The 20837-nt window shown below is 57.5% G+C and carries 17 protein-coding genes; 11 read left to right on the top strand and 6 right to left on the bottom strand.

Annotation, left to right across the window (positions count from 1 at the left end; translation table 11 throughout):
* The first annotated feature begins 48 nt into the window (after nt 1–48).
* The 5 genes from AB3226_RS18880 (at nt 49) to AB3226_RS18860 (ending at nt 5600) form a co-directional block, all read left to right on the top strand.
* Nucleotides 49–1644 (top strand): ABC transporter substrate-binding protein, encoded by a 1596-nt coding sequence (locus AB3226_RS18880; RefSeq protein ID WP_367374154.1) that lies wholly within the window; start codon nt 49–51, stop codon nt 1642–1644.
* A gap of 73 nt (nt 1645–1717) precedes the next feature.
* Nucleotides 1718–2728, top strand: coding sequence for an ABC transporter permease subunit (locus AB3226_RS18875; protein WP_007900379.1), 1011 nt, complete (start codon nt 1718–1720; stop codon nt 2726–2728).
* Nucleotides 2729–2738: 10 nt separating this feature from the next.
* Nucleotides 2739–3650: an ABC transporter permease subunit gene (locus AB3226_RS18870; RefSeq protein WP_367374153.1), complete on the top strand. Its 912-nt coding sequence runs from the start codon at nt 2739–2741 to the stop codon at nt 3648–3650.
* Between the two features lie 10 nt (nt 3651–3660).
* Nucleotides 3661–4629: an ABC transporter ATP-binding protein gene (locus AB3226_RS18865; protein ID WP_052965616.1), complete on the top strand. Its 969-nt coding sequence runs from the start codon at nt 3661–3663 to the stop codon at nt 4627–4629.
* Nucleotides 4629–5600, top strand: coding sequence for a peptide ABC transporter ATP-binding protein (locus AB3226_RS18860; protein ID WP_367374152.1), 972 nt, complete (start codon nt 4629–4631; stop codon nt 5598–5600). The genes AB3226_RS18865 and AB3226_RS18860 overlap by 1 nt, the downstream gene beginning before the upstream one ends.
* 189 nt (nt 5601–5789) lie before the next feature.
* Here AB3226_RS18860 and AB3226_RS18855 read toward each other — a convergent pair whose 3' ends face one another.
* Complete coding sequence (locus AB3226_RS18855) at nt 5790–5999, bottom strand: hypothetical protein (protein ID WP_367374151.1); 210 nt, start codon at nt 5997–5999, stop codon at nt 5790–5792.
* Between the two features lie 337 nt (nt 6000–6336).
* Complete coding sequence (locus tag AB3226_RS18850; RefSeq protein ID WP_007942808.1) at nt 6337–7920, bottom strand: peptide chain release factor 3; 1584 nt, start codon at nt 7918–7920, stop codon at nt 6337–6339.
* Between the two features lie 340 nt (nt 7921–8260).
* On the opposite strand from AB3226_RS18850, the gene AB3226_RS18845 reads away from it, so the two are divergent.
* From AB3226_RS18845 to AB3226_RS18825, 5 genes are all read left to right on the top strand, one after another.
* On the top strand, nt 8261–8977 hold the full coding sequence (locus AB3226_RS18845) for an ABC transporter permease (protein WP_007900385.1): 717 nt from the start codon (nt 8261–8263) through the stop codon (nt 8975–8977).
* Nucleotides 8978–8997: 20 nt separating this feature from the next.
* Nucleotides 8998–9891 (top strand): glycine betaine ABC transporter substrate-binding protein, encoded by an 894-nt coding sequence (locus tag AB3226_RS18840; protein WP_367374150.1) that lies wholly within the window; start codon nt 8998–9000, stop codon nt 9889–9891.
* A gap of 12 nt (nt 9892–9903) precedes the next feature.
* Nucleotides 9904–10557 (top strand): ABC transporter permease, encoded by a 654-nt coding sequence (locus AB3226_RS18835; protein WP_063341568.1) that lies wholly within the window; start codon nt 9904–9906, stop codon nt 10555–10557.
* Entirely contained in the window at nt 10554–11711 is a 1158-nt protein-coding gene (locus tag AB3226_RS18830; protein WP_367374149.1) for a betaine/proline/choline family ABC transporter ATP-binding protein, read from the top strand. Before AB3226_RS18835 ends, AB3226_RS18830 begins: the two co-directional genes overlap by 4 nt.
* Nucleotides 11712–12176: 465 nt before the next feature.
* Nucleotides 12177–13340, top strand: coding sequence for a type III PLP-dependent enzyme (locus tag AB3226_RS18825; protein ID WP_367374148.1), 1164 nt, complete (start codon nt 12177–12179; stop codon nt 13338–13340).
* Between the two features lie 49 nt (nt 13341–13389).
* Here AB3226_RS18825 and AB3226_RS18820 read toward each other — a convergent pair whose 3' ends face one another.
* From AB3226_RS18820 to AB3226_RS18805, 4 genes are all read right to left on the bottom strand, one after another.
* The gene (locus AB3226_RS18820; protein ID WP_367374147.1) at nt 13390–14286 is read right to left on the bottom strand and encodes a hypothetical protein; all 897 of its coding nucleotides are present in this window, start codon (nt 14284–14286) and stop codon (nt 13390–13392) included.
* 81 nt (nt 14287–14367) lie between these two features.
* Nucleotides 14368–16632 carry an alpha-xenorhabdolysin family binary toxin subunit A gene (locus AB3226_RS18815; RefSeq protein ID WP_367374146.1) on the bottom strand — a complete coding sequence of 755 codons (2265 nt, stop codon included), beginning with the start codon at nt 16630–16632 and terminating at the stop codon, nt 14368–14370.
* Nucleotides 16633–16868: 236 nt separating this feature from the next.
* The gene (locus AB3226_RS18810) at nt 16869–17567 is read right to left on the bottom strand and encodes a tetratricopeptide repeat protein (protein ID WP_367375817.1); all 699 of its coding nucleotides are present in this window, start codon (nt 17565–17567) and stop codon (nt 16869–16871) included.
* A gap of 57 nt (nt 17568–17624) precedes the next feature.
* Nucleotides 17625–18305, bottom strand: coding sequence for a Fe2+-dependent dioxygenase (locus tag AB3226_RS18805; RefSeq protein WP_123721297.1), 681 nt, complete (start codon nt 18303–18305; stop codon nt 17625–17627).
* Between the two features lie 206 nt (nt 18306–18511).
* On the opposite strand from AB3226_RS18805, the gene AB3226_RS18800 reads away from it, so the two are divergent.
* Complete coding sequence (locus AB3226_RS18800; RefSeq protein WP_367374145.1) at nt 18512–20770, top strand: TonB-dependent receptor; 2259 nt, start codon at nt 18512–18514, stop codon at nt 20768–20770.
* Nucleotides 20771–20837 lie beyond the last annotated feature (67 nt).

Genomic DNA, 20837 nt, shown 5'->3' with positions numbered 1-20837 from the left:
ATGAGTCAGCCGTGGCTTTTCTGTTCAACCGATTGCAGAGGGCTCTAGATGAAAATGCTTCCCCTACGAGCGGCCATCGCTGCCGCGTTGCTGAGTGTCGCCGTCGGCGCCTCGGCCAAACCCTTGGTGGTCTGTACCGAAGCCAGTCCGGAAGGCTTCGACATAGTCCAGTACACGACTGCAGTCACAGCCGATGCGGTGGCCGAAACCATCTTCAATCGTCTGGCAGACTTCAAGCCCGGCACCACTGAAGTGATTCCGGCACTGGCCGAGTCGTGGGACATCAGCGACGACGGTCTGACCTACACATTCCACCTGCGCAAAGGCGTCAAGTTTCACACCACCGATTACTTCAAGCCGACCCGCGACATGAATGCCGACGACGTGGTCTGGAGCTTCCAGCGTCAGCTGGACCCCAAACACCCGTGGCACAACAAGTCGAGCGTGGGCTTCCCGTACTTTGAAAGCATGGGCTTCAAAGAGCTGCTAAAAAGCGTCGAGAAGGTCGACGACAACACGGTCAAATTCACCCTGACCCGCCGTGAAGCGCCGTTCCTGGCCGACATCGCCATGGCCTTCTCCTCGATCTACCCCGCCGAGTACGCCGACCAGTTGCTCAAGGCCGACAAGACCGGCGACCTGAACAACAAACCGGTCGGCACCGGTCCGTTCATCTTCCAGCGTTACGCCAAGGACGCTCAGGTGCGCTTCAAGGCCAACCCTGACTACTTCCGTGGCAAACCACCGGCGGAAGCCCTGATCCTGGCGATCGGTACCGACAACAACGTGCGCCTGCAAAAGCTCAAGGCCAACGAGTGCCAGATCGCGCTGTATCCGAAACCGGATGACATCCCGAGCATCAAGAAAGACGACAAGCTGAAGGTCGATGAACTGAACGCAATGACCGTGTCTTACATCGCGATGAACACTCAGCACAAATACATGAGTGACGTGCGGGTGCGCAAAGCCATCGACATCGCGTTCGACAAGGAAGCCTACGTCAACGCGCTGTTTGGCAAAGGCAATGCGACCGTGGCGGTCAACCCGTACCCGCCCACCCTGCTGGGCTACAACCACAAACTGACCAACCCGCCACGTGATCTGGACAAGGCTCGCGCCCTGCTCAAGGAAGCCGGCGTACCGGAAGGCACCACGTTTACCCTGTTCACCCGTAACGGTGGTGGCCCGACCAATCCGAACCCGATGCTCGGCGCGCAGATGATGCAGGCCGACCTGGCCAAAGTCGGGATCAAAGTCGATATTCGTGTCATGGAATGGGGCGAAATGCTCAAGCGCGCGAAAAACGGCGAGCACGATATGGTGTCTGCTGGATGGGCCGGCGATAACGGCGACCCGGATAACTTCCTGACGCCTATGCTCAGTTGTGAGGCCGCCAAAAACGGCGAAAACTATGCACGCTGGTGCAACGAGAAATTCCAGGCACTGCTCGACCAGGCACGGGCCAAAGTGGATCCGGCCGAACGCGCCGCGCTCTACGAGCAGGCCCAGGCCATTTTCAATCAGGACCAGCCGTGGATCAGCATGGCGCACACCCGTATGTTCACCGCAATGCGCACCAACGTAGAGGGCTATCACATTAGCCCCCTCACCACTAATAACTTCGCCACCACTCAGGTGAAGTAGATAAGAAACGCCCGGCATCGCTGATCCCAGCGCTGCCGGGCATGCCTAACCGGCTGATGAGGTACCACACAAGATGTTTAGTTTTATTGCCCGCCGATTGGGGTTATTGATCCCCACGTTCTTCGGCATCACCTTGCTGACTTTCGCGTTGATTCGCATGATTCCAGGCGACCCCGTGGAAGTAATGATGGGCGAACGCAGAGTCGACCCCGAAATGCATGCTCAGGCAATGGAACGCCTAGGTCTGAACAAACCCCTGTATGCCCAATACCTGGATTACATCGGCAAGTTGGCCCACGGCGATCTCGGCGAATCCCTGCGCACCCGTGAAAGCGTCTGGACCGAGTTCAGCTCTCTATTCCCCGCGACCCTGGAGCTGTCCATGGCCGCCCTGTTGTTCGCCGGCATCCTGGGCCTTCTGGCCGGGGTGATCGCGGCACTCAAGCGAGGATCCCTGTTCGACCACGGGGTGATGGGCATCTCCCTGGCGGGATACTCGATGCCGATCTTCTGGTGGGGCCTGATCCTGATCATGTTCTTCTCGGTGAGCCTGGGCTGGACCCCGGTGTCCGGGCGGATCGACCTGCTCTACGACATCGAGCCGCGCACCGGTTTCATGCTGATCGACACGCTGCTGGCCGATGACGTCGGGGCGTTCTTCGATGCCCTGCATCACCTGATCCTGCCGGCCATCGTGCTCGGCACCATCCCGCTGGCGGTGATCGCGCGGATGACCCGTTCGTCGATGCTCGAAGTGCTGCGTGAAGACTACATCCGTACCGCCCGCGCCAAAGGCCTGTCGCCATCGCGCGTGGTGTTCGTTCACGGCCTGCGCAACGCACTGATTCCGGTCCTGACCGTGGTCGGCCTGCAAGTCGGCACGTTGCTGGCCGGTGCGGTCCTGACCGAAACCATTTTCTCCTGGCCCGGCATCGGCAAATGGCTGATCGAAGCCATTGGCGCACGGGACTATCCCGTGGTGCAAAACGGCATCCTGTTAATCGCCTGCCTGGTGATTCTGGTCAACTTCGTGGTGGACATCCTCTACGGTTTTGCCAACCCACGCATCCGTCATCAGCGCTGAGATCAAGACCATGACCACTCTCACTACACCGGTAGCAGTCGATCAAAGCCTGCTATATCCGTCCCCGTATAAAGAATTCTGGCACGCGTTCTCCAGGAACAAAGGCGCCGTCGCCGGCCTGATGTTCATGCTGCTGGTGATCTTCTGCGCGATCTTCGCCCCTTGGGTCGCACCGCATAACCCCAGCGAGCAATTCCGCGACTTCCTGCTGACCCCGCCGTCCTGGCTGGAAGGCGGGCAAATCCAGTTCCTGCTGGGTACCGATGAACTCGGTCGCGACCTGCTGTCGCGTTTGATTCACGGTTCGCGCCTGTCCCTGTTGATCGGCTTGTCGTCGGTGGTGATGTCGCTGATTCCGGGCATCCTTTTGGGTCTGTTCGCCGGGTTCTTCCCGCGCGTGCTCGGCCCGACCATCATGCGTCTGATGGACATCATGCTGGCCCTGCCGTCCCTGCTGCTGGCTGTGGCGATTGTCGCCATCCTCGGCCCTGGCCTGATCAACACCATTATTGCCATCGCCGTGGTTTCATTGCCGTCCTATGTTCGTCTGACCCGCGCTGCGGTAATGGGCGAGCTGAACCGCGACTACGTGACCGCCGCGCGCCTGGCGGGTGCCGGTCTGCCACGCCTGATGTTCGTCACCGTGCTGCCCAACTGCATGGCGCCGCTGATCGTTCAGGCCACTTTGAGCTTCTCCTCGGCGATTCTCGATGCCGCGGCACTGGGCTTCCTCGGCCTTGGCGTACAACCGCCAACGCCTGAGTGGGGCACCATGCTGGCTTCGGCTCGCGACTACATCGAACGCGCCTGGTGGGTGGTGAGCTTGCCTGGTTTGACCATTTTGCTCAGCGTGCTGGCAATCAACTTGATGGGCGACGGCCTGCGCGATGCGCTGGACCCGAAACTCAAGAACGCCGCCTGAGGAGATTCAAATGTCCCTGTTAGAAATCAAGAATCTCAACGTTCGCTTCGGCGACGCCAACGCCGTTCCGGTGGTCGACGGTCTCGACATTACCGTGGACAAGGGCGAAGTGCTGGCCATCGTTGGCGAATCGGGTTCCGGCAAGTCCGTGACCATGATGGCGCTGATGGGCCTGATCGAGCATCCGGGGATCGTCACTGCCGACGCCCTGAATTTCGACGGCAAGAACATGCTCAAGCTCAGCAATCGTCAGCGTCGGCAAATCGTCGGCAAAGACCTGGCCATGGTGTTTCAGGACCCGATGACCGCGCTGAACCCGAGCTACACCGTCGGTTTCCAGATCGAAGAAGTGCTGCGCCTGCACCTGAAAATGTCCAGAAAGGACGCCCGCAAGCGCGCCATCGAACTGCTGGAAAAAGTAGAAATCCCGGGCGCCGCCAGCCGTATGGACGCCTACCCGCATCAACTGTCCGGTGGTATGAGCCAGCGTGTTGCGATCGCCATGGCAATTGCCGGCGAACCGAAACTGCTGATCGCCGACGAACCGACCACCGCGCTGGACGTAACGATTCAGGCGCAGATCATGGACCTGCTGCTGGCCCTGCAGAAAGAACAGGACATGGGCCTGGTGCTGATCACCCACGACCTCGCGGTCGTGGCCGAAACCGCCCAGCGCGTGTGCGTGATGTACGCCGGCCAGGCTGTTGAAGTCGGTCAGGTGCCACAACTGTTCGACATTCCGGCGCACCCGTACAGCGAAGCACTGCTCAAGGCCATTCCGGAACACAGCCTGGGTGCCGCGCGCCTGTCGACACTGCCGGGCATCGTTCCCGGTCGCTACGACCGCCCGCAAGGCTGCCTGTTGTCGCCGCGCTGCCCCTACGTGCAGGACAACTGCCGCACCCAGCGTCCGGCCCTTGACCCGAAAAGCAACAGCCTCGCCCGCTGCTTCTACCCGCTGAATCAGGAGGTGGCGTAATGGCCGTCGTACTTACCGCCCGCAACCTGACCCGTCACTACGAAGTGTCCCGTGGCCTGTTCAAGGGTCATGCGACCGTGCGCGCCCTTAACGGGGTGTCGTTCGAACTGGAAGCCGGCAAAACCCTCGCCGTTGTGGGCGAATCGGGTTGCGGCAAATCCACCCTGGCCCGTGCCCTGACGCTGATCGAAGAGCCGTCCTCCGGATCCTTGAAAATCGCCGGGCAGGAAGTCGCCGGCGCCGACAAGGCTCAGCGCAAGCAGCTGCGTAAAGACGTGCAGATGGTGTTCCAGAGCCCATACGCGTCGCTGAACCCACGGCAGAAAGTCGGTGACCAACTCGCCGAGCCGCTGCTGATCAACACCAACCTGAGCGCCTCGGAACGTCGCGAGAAAGTCCAGGCGATGATGAAACAGGTGGGCTTGCGGCCTGAGCACTACCAGCGCTATCCGCACATGTTCTCCGGCGGTCAGCGCCAGCGGATTGCCCTGGCCCGCGCGATGATGCTGCAACCGAAAGTGCTGGTGGCGGACGAACCGACCTCGGCGCTGGACGTATCGATTCAGGCGCAGGTGTTGAACCTGTTCATGGATTTGCAGCAAGAGTTCAACACCGCCTACGTGTTCATCTCCCACAACCTGGCCGTGGTGCGCCACGTCGCCGATCACGTGATGGTGATGTACCTCGGTCGCCCGGTGGAAATGGGCCCGAAAGAGGACATCTACACTCGCCCTCTGCACCCGTACACCCAAGCGCTGTTGTCGGCCACTCCGACCATCCACCCGGATCCGGACAAGCCGAAAATCAAGATCGTCGGTGAGTTGCCGAACCCGCTGAACCCGCCGTCCGGCTGCGCCTTCCACAAGCGCTGCCCGTACGCGACCGAGCGCTGCACCACCGAAGAACCGCTGCTGCGCCTGGTCGACACCCGCCAGGTGGCTTGTCACTACGCCGAGCAATTCTTGGGTTAAAGGAGGGCGAACAGAAATTACTGTGGGAGCGGGCTTGCCCGCGAAGAGGCCGGCACATCCAACATATGTGGTGCCTGACACTCCGTCTTCGCGGGCAAGCCCGCTCCCACAGGGATTGTGCTTCTCAACCAACCCCTTCCGCCAGATTGCGCATCAGTCCGGCAGGAGGGGTTTTCTTTTGTCCGTCATCTACGTTTGCTTGTCTTCCTCATCCTCGTCGGCGTCTGGGTCGTCTTCGTCTGATTCGGTCGCAGCGATCATCAGCTCGCTGTGCACACCTTGCCCGTTAAAGGCCTGTTTTTCATGGTCCTGACATTCTGCCCACGCCACCGCCGACGTGCCGAGGGACAGCATCACCAAAACTTTAAGCAACAACACAATGCGTTGAAAAATACTCATAGTCGATTCCATCCTTTCTTGGGTGACGCGTGGATGCCTGAAAGGTACTGAATGAAATTTAGTTCCGATTGACCGGGTTCTCCAGACAGGACGCTACCGGGTAGCAGAAAATCCCGTTGGCGAAGAGATTGGTTTCGAATAAGTCTTATATCCAAACCCACTAACAATGATGATCCCATGTGGCAGCGGGCTTGCTCGCGAAGGCGTCGGGTCAGTCGACATCAATGTTGAATGAACGGCCGCTTTCGCGAGCAAGCCCGCTCCCACTGTTGACCGAGGCGGCACAAAAAAGCCCCGAGGCTTACGCATCGGGGCTTTGGGCGTTACAGCTCAGCGCTTAGTGATGCTCACGCGTCGCACGGAATTTCACGTCCGGCCAGCGCTCCTCCATCAGCGCCAAGTTGACCCGCGTCGGGGCCAGGTAGGTCAGGTGACCACCGCCATCGACCGCAAGGTTTTCCACGGCCTTGACCCGGAATTCCTCGAGCTTCTTCTTATCGTCGCAATCAATCCAGCGCGCGGAATAAACGGTGATCGGCTCATATGAGCACTCGACCTTGTATTCCTCTTTCAAACGGCTGGCGACCACATCGAACTGCAGCACACCGACGGCGCCGAGGATGATGTCGTTGCTGCGCTCAGGGAAGAACACCTGAGTGGCGCCTTCTTCGGCCAATTGCTGCAAGCCCTGACGCAGTTGCTTGGATTTCAGCGGATCACGCAGACGCACGCGACGGAACAGTTCCGGGGCGAAGTGCGGGATGCCGGTGAAGCCCAGGACTTCGCCTTCGGTGAAGGTGTCGCCGATCTGGATGGTGCCGTGGTTGTGCAAACCGATGATGTCGCCGGCAAACGCTTCTTCCAGTTGCTCACGCTCGGAGGAGAAGAAGGTCAGCGCATCGCCGATCCGTACATCTTTGCCGGTGCGCACGTGGCGCATTTTCATGCCTTTTTCGTACTTGCCGGAGCAGATCCGCATGAAGGCGATGCGGTCGCGGTGTTTCGGGTCCATGTTCGCCTGGATCTTGAACACGAAGCCGGCGAATTTCTCTTCAACCGGTTCCACGGTGCGTTCGTTGGCGACACGGGCCAGCGGTTTCGGCGCCCAGTTGACCACGGCGTCGAGCACGTGATCGACACCGAAGTTGCCCAGTGCGGTACCGAAGAACACCGGCGTCAGTTGGCCGTCGAGGAATTCCTGTTGATTGAATTCGTGGCAGGCGCCTTGCACCAGTTCCAGCTGATCAACAAAGCGATCGTACTCGTCGCCCAAGTGCGCGCGGGCTTCATCGGAGTCGAGTTTCTCGATGATTTTCACATCGGTGCGCTCGTGGCCGTGGCCAGCGGTGTAGACAATGATGTAGTCGTCGGCGAGGTGATAAACACCCTTGAAATCGCGGTAGCAACCGATCGGCCAGGTGATCGGCGCAGCCTTGATCTTCAGGACCGCTTCAATTTCGTCGAGCAGTTCGATCGGGTCGCGGATGTCACGGTCGAGTTTGTTGATGAAGCTGACGATCGGTGTATCACGCAGACGGCAGACGTCCATCAGGGCGATGGTCCGTGGCTCTACACCCTTACCGCCGTCGAGGACCATCAATGCCGAGTCCACCGCCGTCAGAGTGCGGTAGGTGTCTTCGGAGAAGTCTTCGTGGCCCGGGGTGTCGAGCAGGTTGATCATGTGGTCGCGATACGGGAACTGCATGACCGACGTGGTAATGGAAATACCCCGTTGTTTTTCCATTTCCATCCAGTCGGAGGTGGCATGGCGGTCGGATTTTCGAGATTTCACCGTGCCCGCAATCGCAATCGCCTTGCCCATCAGCAAGAGCTTCTCGGTGATGGTGGTTTTACCGGCATCGGGGTGGGAAATAATGGCGAAAGTGCGGCGTTTCGCGACTTCGGCGGCCTGTTTGGTCATGGGAAATCGCCTGGCAGGTGATTCAAAAAAGGGCGGCGAGTATAGCGCAAACCGACATCTACGGACCACCGTTCGCCCTGGGTAAACCGAGATGCGGGGTGGCTAAATGCTGTTAATTATGGAACCTTTTAAAAGGTGCAGACGTCCACTCCCCTGTTACGGCACTCGTACCAGGGGCTGAAAAATCAGCAAGTTAGCCTGACGAGGCTGCGCTTATGGCTCGATTCATGTCCCTTTGCGGACATAGAACGCGCTGCTTTTCGCGAACACTGACTTCGGCAGCCAGGAATGGCATTGCCACACGAAGCGGTGTTCGCCGACTGAAAAAAGGAGTCCGCCTGTGGCTATTCGCTATGGCAAAGGGCTGATAGGAGGTGCGGTTGTCGTCGCCCTTCTGGCCCTGCTGGTCCACTGGATTGGCATCAACACGATCGAACAGTACCGCGACGATTTGTTGTTTTACCTGCAAGCTCATCTGATTCTCGTCCTCGTTTCCATGCTGGCCGCCCTTGTAGTGGGCATACCCGCCGGTATCTTCCTCAGCCGCCCGACCATGGTTGGACGCGCAGAACGCTTCATGCAGATCTTCAACATCGGCAACACCGTGCCGCCTCTTGCCGTACTGGCCATCGCCCTGGGTATCCTCGGCATCGGCAGCGGCCCTGCGATCTTCGCCTTGTTCCTCGCCTCACTGTTGCCGATCGTGCGCAACACCTATGAAGGCCTGAAAAATGTTCAGGGTTCGTTGAAGGAAGCAGCCGTCGGCATCGGCATGACACCGACTCAGGTGCTATGGCGGGTCGAACTGCCGAACGCCGTGCCGATCATCATCGGTGGCGTGCGCGTGGCGCTGGCGATCAACGTCGGCACCGCACCGCTGGCGTTCCTGATCGGCGCCAACAGTCTGGGCAGCCTGATTTTCCCCGGCATCGCCCTGAACAATCAGCCGCAACTGCTGCTCGGCGCGGCCTGCACCGCCCTGCTGGCCTTGCTGCTCGACGGTCTGGTGACACTCGCCAGCCGCCTCTGGCTCGAACGCGGCCTCCGCCCGTCTTAAGCCTCGGCAAAGGAATATTTATGAAAAAGCTAAGCCTATTACTGGGCTGCGTTCTGCTGTTCGCAGGAGTTGCCCAAGCCGCTGAAAAACCGGTGATCCGCATCGGTGCCCGAGTGTTCACCGAACAAACCCTGCTGGCGGAAATCACTTCCCAATACCTGCGAACCAAGGGTTACGACACCCAAGTGACCGGCGGTCTGGGCAGCAACCTGGCTCGCAGCGCCCACGAAAGTGGCCAGCTGGATTTGATGTGGGAATACACCGGCGTGTCGCTGGTGGCTTACAACCATGTCACCGACAAGCTCGACAGCGCTCAGTCCTACGCCCGGGTGAAAGAACTCGACGCGAAAAAAGGCCTGGTCTGGCTCACCCCGTCGAAGTTCAGCAACACCTACGCCCTGGCACTGCCGGAAAACACCGCGAAGGCTTATCCGCAGATCAACACCATGAGCGAGCTGAACACGGTGATGCAGGCTGAGGCGAAGACCAATCACCTCGTCGCGTTGGACACTGAGTTTGCCAACCGTTCCGACGGTCTCGAAGGCATGGTGGATCTCTACGGCATGAACCTGACGCGTAAAAACATCCGTCAGATGGACGCAGGGCTGGTCTACACCGCCCTGCGCAATGGCCAGGTGTTTGCCGGTCTGGTCTACACCACCGACGGTCGTTTGAACGCCTTCAAGCTCAAGTTGCTGGAAGACGACAAGCACTACTTCCCGGACTACACCGCCGCGCCAGTGGTGCGTCAGGTTTACCTCGACGCCCATCCGAAACTTGCCGAAGAGCTCAAGCCGCTGGCCGAACTGTTCGATGACGCCACCATGCGTCAGCTCAACGCGCGGGTCGATGTCGATCACGAAAGTCCTTCATCCGTTGCTGCAGATTTCCTGCGCCAGCACCCCATCAACTGAGGAGGAAAAGCCATGGAATTTTTGAACGCCTTTTCCCATCTCGATTGGCCGCAGGTTTTGCACCTGACCTGGCAGCACATCACCCTGGTTGGCATCGCGGTGACGTTAGCGATTGTGGTCGGCGTGCCGCTGGGCATCCTGATGACCCGTTTCCCGACACTGGCCGGCCCGTTGCAAGCCAGCGCTACGGTGTTGCTGACCGTGCCATCGATTGCGCTGTTCGGCCTGCTGCTGCCGTTCTATTCGAAATTCGGCCAGGGCCTCGGCCCGATGCCGGCGATCACCGCAGTGTTTCTGTACTCGTTGCTGCCAATCATGCGTAACACCTATTTGGCGCTGACCGGCGTCGAACCGGGCATTCGCGAAGCAGCGCGCGGTATTGGCATGACCTTCGGCCAGCGCCTGCGCATGGTCGAACTGCCGATTGCCGTGCCGGTGATCCTCGCCGGCGTGCGCACCGCCGTGGTGATGAACATCGGCGTGATGACCATCGCCGCGACCATCGGCGCCGGTGGCCTCGGTGTACTCATTCTCGCTTCCATCAGCCGCAGCGACATGTCGATGCTGATCGTCGGCGCCGTGCTGGTCAGTCTCCTGGCCATCTTCGCCGACCTGCTTCTGCAATGGCTGCAACGCACGCTGACTCCAAAAGGATTGCTCAAATGATCGAACTTCAAAACCTCAGCAAGACCTTCCAAAGCAACGGCAAAGATGTGAAAGCCGTGGACTCGGTAAGCCTGACCGTCAATGAAGGCGAAATCTGTGTGTTCCTCGGGCCATCGGGTTGCGGCAAAAGCACCACGCTGAAGATGATCAATCGCCTGATCAAACCGACCTCGGGCAAGATCCTGATCAACGGCGAAGACACCACTGACCTCGACGCCGTGACCCTGCGTCGCAACATCGGCTATGTGATCCAGCAGATCGGTTTATTCCCGAACATGACCATCGAAGAAAACATCACCATCGTTCCGCGCCTGCTCGGCTGGGACAAACAGAAATGCCACGACCGCGCCCGCGAGTTGATGAGCATGATCAAGCTCGAACCCAAGCAGTATCTGACTCGCTATCCGCGTGAATTGTCCGGTGGCCAGCAGCAACGGATCGGCGTGATTCGTGCGCTGGCGGCGGATGCACCGCTGTTGTTGATGGACGAACCGTTCGGCGCGGTCGACCCGATCAACCGCGAGATGATTCAGAACGAATTCTTCGAGATGCAACGGGCGCTGAACAAGACCGTGATCATGGTCAGCCACGACATCGACGAAGCGATCAAGCTCGGCGACAAGATCGCGATTTTCCGCGCGGGCAAACTGCTGCAGATCGACCATCCGGACACGCTTCTCGCGCACCCGGCGGACGACTTTGTCAGCAACTTCGTCGGCCAGGACAGCACCCTCAAGCGCCTGTTGCTGGTCAAAGCCGAAGACGCTGCGGACAACGCGCCATCGGTGAGCCCGGGAACTCCGGTGGCCGAAGCACTGGAACTGATGGACGAACTGGACCGTCGCTACGTGGTGGTTACCTGCGCCGAGAACAAGGCCTTGGGCTACGTGCGCCGTCGCGACCTGCACCGCCAGGCCGGTACTTGCGCGCAATACCTGCGTCAATTCAACGCCACCGCAGCCTACGACGAGCATTTGCGCATCCTGCTGTCGCGCATGTACGAGTTCAACCGCTCGTGGCTGCCGGTGATGGACGCCGAGCGGGTGTTCCTGGGTGAAGTGACTCAGGAATCGATTGCCGAGTATTTGAGCTCTGGTAAGTCCCGTGGGGGCAAGACCAGTATTGTTTCGCCGGCCGAGACTGCATTGGCCTGACTGACGCTATCGCGGGCAAGCCCGCTCCCACAGGGTTCTTGGCGTACACAAGATTTGTGTACGCCGCAAATCACTGTGGGAGCGGGCTTGCCCGCGATTGGGGGCACAACAAATCCCTCTGACACCCCTCAAATATCCCTTCTACGGGAACATCACACTGTCATGCAGGTCGGTTACATCAGTAGCTGTCCGGGACCGCACGACGGAAGCGTGCAAAAACGCGACATTTTTTGTTGATCTCAAGCTCCTCACGCCCTAAAGTTCGCGCCGAACGTCCATGCTGGAAACGATCCATCCGGCTCAAGTACTGACGACGAGACAGCAAGGCCAAGGGAAAGCACCGCCTCCCGTGGCCTTTTTGCTTTCGGCGACATGCCTTGGGAAGTAGGCGAACCAAAGTGGGGATACGGAGGACGTTCATTTGCACCCATTGTTAATTTCAGTTTGCCAGTAGGAGTTCCCAGCATGTCGATCAACGTCGAAGACTATTTCGCGCGCGATACCTTCAACAAAATGAAGGCCTTCGCCGACAAACAAGAAACCCCGTTCGTGGTGATCGACACCGCGATGATCAGCCAGGCCTACGACGACCTGCGCGCCGGTTTCGAATTCGCCAAGGTCTACTACGCAGTCAAGGCCAACCCGGCCGTTGAAATCATCGACCTGCTCAAAGAGAAAGGCTCGAACTTCGACATCGCCTCGATCTACGAGCTCGACAAAGTGATGAACCAGGGCGTCGGCCCGGATCGCATCAGCTACGGCAACACCATCAAGAAATCCAAAGACATTCGCTACTTCTACGACAAGGGCGTGCGTCTGTACGCCACCGACTCCGAAGCCGACCTGCGCAACATCGCCAAGGCCGCTCCCGGCTCGAAAGTCTATGTGCGCATCCTGACCGAAGGCTCGACCACCGCCGACTGGCCACTGTCGCGTAAATTCGGCTGCCAGACCGACATGGCCATGGACCTGTTGATCCTTGCTCGCGACCTGGGCCTGGTGCCTTACGGCATCTCGTTCCACGTTGGTTCGCAACAGCGCGACATCAGCGTCTGGGACGCGGCGATCGCCAAGGTCAAAGTGATCTTCGAACGTCTGAAAGAAGAAGACGGCATCCACCTGAAGCTGATCAACATGGGCGGCGGCTTCCCGGCCAACTACATCACCCGCACCAACAGCCTGGAAACCTACGCTGAAGAAATCATCCGCTTCCTCAAGGAAGACTTCGGCGACGAGCTGCCGGAAATCATCCTGGAACCAGGCCGTTCGCTGATCGCCAACGCCGGCATTCTGGTCAGTGAAGTGGTGCTGGTGGCGCGTAAATCCCGTACCGCCGTCGAGCGATGGGTGTACACGGATGTGGGCAAATTCTCTGGCCTGATCGAAACCATGGACGAAGCCATCAAGTTCCCGATCTGGACCGAGAAGAAAGGCGAGATGGAAGAAGTGGTTATCGCCGGTCCAACCTGCGATAGCGCCGACATCATGTATGAGAACTACAAGTATGGTTTGCCGTTGAACCTGGCGATCGGTGACCGTTTGTACTGGTTGTCGACCGGTGCTTACACCACCAGTTACAGCGCGGTTGAGTTCAATGGCTTCCCGCCGCTGAAGTCGTTCTACGTGTAAGCGCTACTCGTAGAAATGAAAAAGCCCATGACACGTCATGGGCTTTTTTTTAAAGCACTTTCGCCATCTGAACCAATTGTTCAGACATCGTTTTTACTTCTTCGAGCGAACCCGTCAACAACGGCAGCGAAGCCTTGGCGCGCGCCATCGTCTGATGGGGATGAGAGGTGCGAAGCGTTCGCTTGGCCTCCTCCACCATATACGCCCATCGGTAACAGAAATCGCCGAGATTGTTTGCTGCCGTGCTGGCTTGCCGATAAAGGTTGAACAGCCGACCGATATGCGCCTTGGCCATTTCTAGCCGTTGGTCTTCCGAATACCCTTGGTTTGGGTTGTAACCCATTCCCGGCAGACCGATTCGGCCCAAGGTGTAGTAAGCCTCGATCTTGGGTATTGGACCATCGCAACTGCAAAGTGGCAGGGACAGCGATTCGATGAAACGGACAAATAAACCATGGATCGATTCGGCCAGTGTCGTTACCTGCGCTTTGAATTTCGCCACTGACTGCTGGCAATGCTCCAGCCGCGCATCAAGCTCGCGCATGACATCAATCACATCGGCGCATGGCGCATTTCCCCATCCGACGGATTTCACAACCGTGAACTGCTGCGGATCAATCCGGGATATTGGCAATCGTCGATTCTGAGTGACAGAGACAACGGTTTTAAATTCACTGATAAAACCGCTTACTTCCTGTAATACCCGGGCGGAAGTATTGCCCAACACAGGCACTGTAATGCCAATCGCACGCCAACATTGAGCATTGGTGAGCCCGGCCTGAATCAATGTTTGAGCATCGGGTGGTCGCAACAGCGTGTGCCCGGCCCGGGCTATGGAGTCGGAGAATCGATTGATTTCTCGTAGCGCATCGGGCAGCTCATTCAAAAAATTAACGTACTGCTTCAAGGTGGCAAAATTCTTTTCTGCCAATAAGTAATCAAGCATCAGGCATTCCTTTGTCTGACAAACTTCTACTGCCAGCCAGCCCGCCCACGACTGACTGGCAGTAAACGTTTATGGAGGGGCTTATCGCAGTGGCAACGACACTGGAGCAAGGAAGTTGATAAACAGCGAGGCCTGCTCTTTGAACGCAGCACTGCGCTCATCGTCATTGGCAAACTGTTTTGCATCGATGGTGGTCAGAAACTTGTCAAAGTTTGAAACAGCGACGCTGTATTCTCCAACGTATTTTTCTCGCGAATCTTCGATCGAGTGAACGGCCTGAAGGTAAATAACCTTCCCTGTCGATGCGTGAATAATGGAGTTCTCACGATCAATCTCGTTGATCAGGACTTCAATTTTTTGCTGCAGCTTGTCGCTCTCACGAAGCATATCCAAAAAGCGAACAGCCTTGCCGGCGTCGTTGATGGTTTTTTTCAACTGGTCGATCGCCATCATGACCAATTTAATTTCCGGCGGTGCCAGCCCCAGCTCGGTGATCTTGCCAAGCGTCAGCTCAATGTCCTTGCCCAGCTCTTCAATACCGCTCTTCTTCAGGATTATCACTGCGTCAATGATGACCTGACGCTCCTCATTGAACGCCGCCATCTTCGATTGCAGAGCCACGATTTCGGCGTTTGCCTGTTGCTCATCACGCTTGAAGTCAAGGATATAAGCCTCTGTCAGGCGCCGATCGAACCGATCCTGCATGTTGCCCAGGCAACGACGAACCTGCCCAGCCTTATCGGCAATAGCACGCGTTGCGCTATCCAGCAGATGCTTGCGCTCATCCTCAATTTCCTCGATAACCTCGGGGTCAGTTTCTTCCTGCCGTTCCTTTTCGTTACGCGCTATGCGGCGCAAGGTGTTTTCAAGTTCATTAATACAGTCCAGGGCCGAACTCTGCAGCTGGCTCGCGCCCTGACCAACGTTGGTCACCAGACGATTGAAGCGATCGAACAAATCGGGCAAGTAACCGAGCTTGATCAACCAGACGTTCGCCTGGGTGCGATCATCGCGCATTTGTTCATGACTGGAGGCCAACGCTGTCAGATTCAACGGTGGATAGGCCGGACTGAAAAGGCTGACAACATTCATCATGCGTGGAGCCAACGAGTAGTTACGCTCATATTCATCATCTGCCTCTTTGAAGACCTGGATGAGTCGATCCGAATCGGTTTCGATCTGTTTCCACGGATTAACCACTTCTTCAAACTCGGTCATGAAAATCCTCAAGCTCAACGCATCATTGATTTGATTGACGGCACCGACCGAGTTTTTGATGCACAGGTGCAAGACACTCCAGACGTGCATCAGGTTTCGCGTGGCGACATCAGCATCAATCGTCACGATCATCAGGCTTTGCAAATCGTGTTTTACACGTGCCAGAGAACCCAGTGTCTGGTTCTTGTTGGCCAGAACTTTAATATCCCGCTCCTGATCGGCATACAACTGGTTACGAGCCGCACGAATATTTTCAGCCTCGACCCCCATATAGATGGCCATCGCCAGGCCCACAATATTCATCCCCGCCGCGGCCTTAAGAGCTTCTTGTACGGCAGCCTGGTATTCGGTGTTTTTAATATCAATTTCCTTGGCCCGGTCTTCAATAACTGCTTTCAACAGTTTTACATCCGCCGCCAGGGAACTGCTGTCAATCAACCCCACCCTTAACTTGATACCAGGCAAGATATGTTCTCGAAGATCATAGCCGAACAGATCCAGGTCGGTTTTTATGCCCTCTACCACTTTCAGATTGCTGTCTATTTTCTCAAAAATCCGCGACAGATAGTAATCCAGCGTCTCGACAGTATCCGACTCGAGCTCAATACCCGGAAACTTATCGCCCAGTTCCAGCTCAAGCGCTTTCAGTTGGGCAAGGGTCTTGATATTGCGCTCTTGCAATAAACCGGATGCCTTGACTTCGCTGTACACCTCTTTCATCGAGGCGCCGTAGGTCAGCATACTGCTGGCAAAGTCCTTGAGGCCGCGTCCCGTCATCATGATGCGTTCGCGCAGTGGCGACCAACGCCTGGCGTGATTGCGGGTGTTCTGGAATGTGGTCAGAAAGTCGGCGGGGTGCAGGCCGGCCCCACCGTTCTGACCCGCGCCAAATCGCAGATAATCTTCGACGTCTTTGAGTGTGTAAGGGAGCGCAAGACCTGCGGCTTCGTATTTGCGCAAATCAATGATTTGTTTTTTTGTCAGCAGCAACCCTGTGTCTCGGACACCCACATCAGCATTTGACATAGAGGCATTTGTTAATAGCTTCGGCGCTCCGACCGCAAAGCCAATGACTTGTTCTGGCGTTGCATTCTTCAGGGCTTCGCCCCACAAATTAGTGCTAGACATAATTATTCCTTTAATTAGTCAACTTAAATTTAACAGCCACAAACATGGCCATTCAGCCAAATGAATAATCATTGAACTGCGAGCACAGAATAATCATAAAACTGATCAAAACCCAAGTAACAACCACGCTGAAAATGTATGTAAATATACAATTCCAACATTCTTCTCCAGCAATGAAATCATTCTTGACTGCGACAATTTTATATTTGTATTTGCGGGCGACGCACAGAGTTTATTTAATTACTTATCAGTTTTGCTTGCACACCGTATTCCCTGGCCATTGATTGCACCTCGGCGTGAGGCACTTTCAATAATGTCTGGGCACTGATTTCAAGAAAGGCCGAATGCCCTCCGAGCATTGCCTGCCGGAACCAGGCAAGTGCTTCTTTTATTTGCGTGCGCTCGACCAAAACACTGGCATAACTGAATTGACCGCGAAAATCTCCGTTTTCCGCTGAGCGTCGATACCACTCAAACGCCGCCGAGGGGTCAGCGCAGCAATACTGCCCTTCTTCCAGATACCGTCCTAACAGGTTCATCGATTTGGCATGGCCGAGTTCGGCGGCGTTGCGGTACAGCCTCAAGGCTTGCAGCTGATTCACCGCCACACCACGACCAGTCGCCAGCAGATTGGCGTAGTTGTACATCGCCCAATCCAGTCCGTCTTCAGCGGCAACACGATAATGCCCCGCGGCTATCGAAGCATCGGCGGTGCAACCCCAGCCATGTTCATGACAACGGCCGAGCATGTTGCGCGCCATCAAGTGTCCACCCTGAGCGGCAATCTCGAACCAGCGCACGGCCAGCGGCTGATCCTGAGCGATGCCTCGCCCGTCCAGCAGGATCTGCCCGAGCAACGCCTGAGCATCAAGCACGCCTTCACGCGCGGCGATCAGAATCGCCTGAGCCGCCCGCGCCGGGCTTTCTTCGAGCATTGATTTGAGGTGGTCGCCATCGAGGATTTCCTCGCGGCGTAACCGAAAGTCCGTCACTTACACCTCGACCCAGCGACGCAACAGGTTGTGATAGGTGCCGGTCAGGCGGATCAATGAAGGGTGGTCGGGCATGTCTTGGGTCAACTGTTGAATCGCGCCGTCCATCTCGAACAGCAAGGCACGCTGGCTGTCTTCCCGCACCAGGCTTTGCGTCCAGAAAAACGAGGCGTAACGGGTGCCACGCGTAACGGCGTTGACCTTGTGCAGGCTGGTGCCCGGATACAGGACCATGTCGCCGGCCGGTAATTTCACGCGCTGGGTGCCGAAGGTGTCCTGGATTTCCAGTTCGCCGCCGTCGTAGTCCTCCGGTTCACTGAAGAACAACGTCGCCGACAGGTCGGTGCGCACCCGCTCGATGCTGCCCTTGGGCTGACGCACGGCGTTGTCGATGTGGAAGTCGAAACTGCCGCCAGCCGTGTAGCAGTTCAGTAACGGAGGGAAGACCTTGTGCGGTAATGCCGCTGACATGAACTGCGGATTTTTCCACAACCGTTCGAGCATCGCCGCACCGATTTCCTTGGCCAGCGGATGCCCTTCAGGCAGTTGCAGATTGTGCTTGGCCTTGGCCGACTGATAACCGGCAGTGATTTTGCCATCGGCCCAATCCGCCTGCGTCAGGGCCTCGCGAATGCGCTGCACTTCTTCTTTCGCGAACACGCCGGGAATGTGCAGCAACATGAAAAGACACCTGAAGGCAAAGGAGCGCCAATGGTATTGATTCTTATTGCCCATGTAAAACCCGTGTGACGAATGAAACGACAAAAACCGTAAAGGTAAATTGTAAAGAATGTAAATTCATCGCAAATAGTAACGTTTCGCAATTGATACAGATACGTGTTTACCCTATATTCCGCGGCCTCAAATCCTTGGGGAGGGGAATTCACATGTCACGCCAACAACTACAATTAACGGTCAGCTCACCGCGTTTGCTCGCGTCTGCAATTGGCATGGCGATCACTGCCGGCTCTGCGGGCCACATGGTTTTCGCGGCCGAGAAGACCGACGAAAAAGCACCGAACAATGCCATTTCCCTGGACGCGACCAGCGTTGTGGGCGAGCAGAATGACACCTCCTACAAGACCGATACTTCGGTCTCCAAAAAGTACACCGCGCCACTGCGCGAGACGCCGAAAAGCGTCACTGTGATCCCGCAACAAGTGATTCGCGACACCGGCGCCACCAGCCTGGTCGACGCCCTGCGCACTACCCCGGGCATCACCTTCGGTGCCGGCGAAGGGGGCAACCCGGCGGGCGATCGTCCGATCATTCGCGGCTTCAACGCCGAAAGCGACACGTTCGTCGACGGCATGCGCGACCCGGCGTCCCAGAGTCGCGAGATCTTCAACGTTGAATCGATCGAAGTCAGCAAGGGCCCGGGCTCAGCCTTCACCGGCGCCGGTTCCACCGGTGGCAGCCTGAACCTGGTGAGCAAGACCGCCAAACTGGGCAATGCCTACAACGGCGGCTTCACCTGGGGTTCAGACCAGACCAAGCGCACTACCCTCGATCTGAACCAGCAGATGACCGACACCTCGGCCGTGCGTCTGAACCTGATGAAGCATGAAGCCAACGTCGCCGGCCGGGATACCGTGGACGTCAGTCGCTGGGGTGTGGCGCCATCCTTCGCCTTCGGCCTGGGCACCGATACCCGCTTGACCGTCGGCTACTACCACGTCGAAACCGACGACATGCCCGACTATGGCATTCCGTTGACCTTGAGCCCCAACCGCAGCAAGCACAACGTCGATAAACCTGTGAATGTCGATCGCGACAACTTCTACGGCCTCACCAGTCGCGACTTTCGCGAGACCACCAATGACAGCGGCACCCTCAAGATCGAACACGATCTGAATGAAGACCTGACCGTGTCGAACAGCTTCCGTATGTCCCGCTCAACCCTGGACTACATCGTCAGCAACCCGGACGACAGCAAGGGCAACGTGGTCAATGGCAACGTTTACCGTGGCGCGAAGAGCCGTAACTCGACGTCCAGCGGATGGATCAACCAGACCGACCTGAGTGCCAAGTTCAACACTGGCTCCATCGAGCACAGCCTGGTGACCGGCCTGGAGTTTTCCTATCAGGACACCCACAACCGTCCGTACACCCTGACTTCCACTGCCAGCGGCACCCGATGCAACCGCGCCCTGTTCACCTCCGGCGACTGCACCAGCCTGTACAACCCGACGCCTGGGGATAACTGGAACGGCACGATCGCCGACAGCACCGCGTTCACTGACACCGACACCAAAACCGCCGCGGCCTACGTGTTCGATACCCTGAAGTTCAACGAGCAATGGTCCCTGAACCTGGGCCTGCGTTATGACAACTACCAGGTCGAATCCAGCGGCCACGCCAACGCCAGCAGCACAGCGCCGGCGAACGATTTCTCCCGGGCGAACACCAGTGACCTGGTGAACTACCAGATCGGCGTGGTCTACAACGTGTTGCCTAACGGCAGCATCTACGCGGCCTATTCGACCTCCAGCAACCCGGCCGGTGAAACCAGCGGCAACGGTGGCCTGGAACTGGCAGCGAACAACAGCCGTCTGGATCCGGAAAAGAACCGCAACTACGAAATCGGCACCAAGTGGGACTTCTTCGGTGACGATCTGTCGCTGACCGCCGCGCTGTTCCGCACCGAGAAAACCAACGCGCGGATCAACGATCCGGACGGCGGCACCACGCAAGTGCTGGACGGCGAACAGCAGGTCAATGGCCTGGAACTGAGCTACGCCGGCAAGCTGACCCGTAACTGGAGAGTCTTCGGCGGCTACACCTACATGGACAGCGAAGTGGTCAAAACCACCCTCGCCGCCGATGAAGGCAACCACATGCCAAGCACCCCACAGAACAACTTCACGTTCTGGTCGACTTACGATCTGGTGCCGGACAAGTTGACCGTCGGTGCCGGTGCGACCTACGTCGATTCCCAGTTCGGCAACGTCGCCAATTCGGTGGAGATCCCGTCCTACTGGCGTTACGACGCGATGGCCAGCTACCGCCTGACCAAAAACGTCGACCTGCAACTCAACGTACAGAACCTGACCGACAAGCGTTACTTCGATCAGATACTCCAGAACCACTACGCCCACGTGGCGGCGGGCCGTACCGCCCTGCTGAGTGCCAACTTCCACTTCTGATAACAGAAGCGAAAGGCCAAAGCCCCAATGCGAGTCGTTTAGGCGTGATACTGAACCTGTGGCGAGG

This window comes from Pseudomonas lini (assembly GCF_964063345.1).
GTDB classification, from domain to species: domain Bacteria; phylum Pseudomonadota; class Gammaproteobacteria; order Pseudomonadales; family Pseudomonadaceae; genus Aquipseudomonas; species Aquipseudomonas lini_B.
The sequence above is the reverse complement of the archived record's forward strand: the minus strand, read 5'-3'. Positions and strand labels throughout refer to the sequence as shown.

What these genes read in the sequence shown, in the direction of transcription:
- AB3226_RS18870 (WP_367374153.1), top strand. Translation starts at nt 2,739, where the DNA reads ATGACCACTCTCACTACACCGGTAGCAGTCGATCAAAGCCTGCTATAT.
- AB3226_RS18820 (WP_367374147.1), bottom strand. Translation starts at nt 14,286, where the DNA reads ATGCTTGATTACTTATTGGCAGAAAAGAATTTTGCCACCTTGAAGCAG.
- AB3226_RS18835 (WP_063341568.1), top strand. Translation starts at nt 9,904, where the DNA reads ATGGAATTTTTGAACGCCTTTTCCCATCTCGATTGGCCGCAGGTTTTG.
- AB3226_RS18815 (WP_367374146.1), bottom strand. Translation starts at nt 16,632, where the DNA reads ATGTCTAGCACTAATTTGTGGGGCGAAGCCCTGAAGAATGCAACGCCA.
- AB3226_RS18840 (WP_367374150.1), top strand. Translation starts at nt 8,998, where the DNA reads ATGAAAAAGCTAAGCCTATTACTGGGCTGCGTTCTGCTGTTCGCAGGA.
- AB3226_RS18810 (WP_367375817.1), bottom strand. Translation starts at nt 17,567, where the DNA reads ATGCTCGAAGAAAGCCCGGCGCGGGCGGCTCAGGCGATTCTGATCGCC.
- AB3226_RS18830 (WP_367374149.1), top strand. Translation starts at nt 10,554, where the DNA reads ATGATCGAACTTCAAAACCTCAGCAAGACCTTCCAAAGCAACGGCAAA.
- AB3226_RS18805 (WP_123721297.1), bottom strand. Translation starts at nt 18,305, where the DNA reads ATGTTGCTGCACATTCCCGGCGTGTTCGCGAAAGAAGAAGTGCAGCGC.
- AB3226_RS18800 (WP_367374145.1), top strand. Translation starts at nt 18,512, where the DNA reads ATGTCACGCCAACAACTACAATTAACGGTCAGCTCACCGCGTTTGCTC.
- AB3226_RS18880 (WP_367374154.1), top strand. Translation starts at nt 49, where the DNA reads ATGAAAATGCTTCCCCTACGAGCGGCCATCGCTGCCGCGTTGCTGAGT.
- AB3226_RS18850 (WP_007942808.1), bottom strand. Translation starts at nt 7,920, where the DNA reads ATGACCAAACAGGCCGCCGAAGTCGCGAAACGCCGCACTTTCGCCATT.
- AB3226_RS18875 (WP_007900379.1), top strand. Translation starts at nt 1,718, where the DNA reads ATGTTTAGTTTTATTGCCCGCCGATTGGGGTTATTGATCCCCACGTTC.
- AB3226_RS18825 (WP_367374148.1), top strand. Translation starts at nt 12,177, where the DNA reads ATGTCGATCAACGTCGAAGACTATTTCGCGCGCGATACCTTCAACAAA.
- AB3226_RS18860 (WP_367374152.1), top strand. Translation starts at nt 4,629, where the DNA reads ATGGCCGTCGTACTTACCGCCCGCAACCTGACCCGTCACTACGAAGTG.
- AB3226_RS18855 (WP_367374151.1), bottom strand. Translation starts at nt 5,999, where the DNA reads ATGAGTATTTTTCAACGCATTGTGTTGTTGCTTAAAGTTTTGGTGATG.
- AB3226_RS18865 (WP_052965616.1), top strand. Translation starts at nt 3,661, where the DNA reads ATGTCCCTGTTAGAAATCAAGAATCTCAACGTTCGCTTCGGCGACGCC.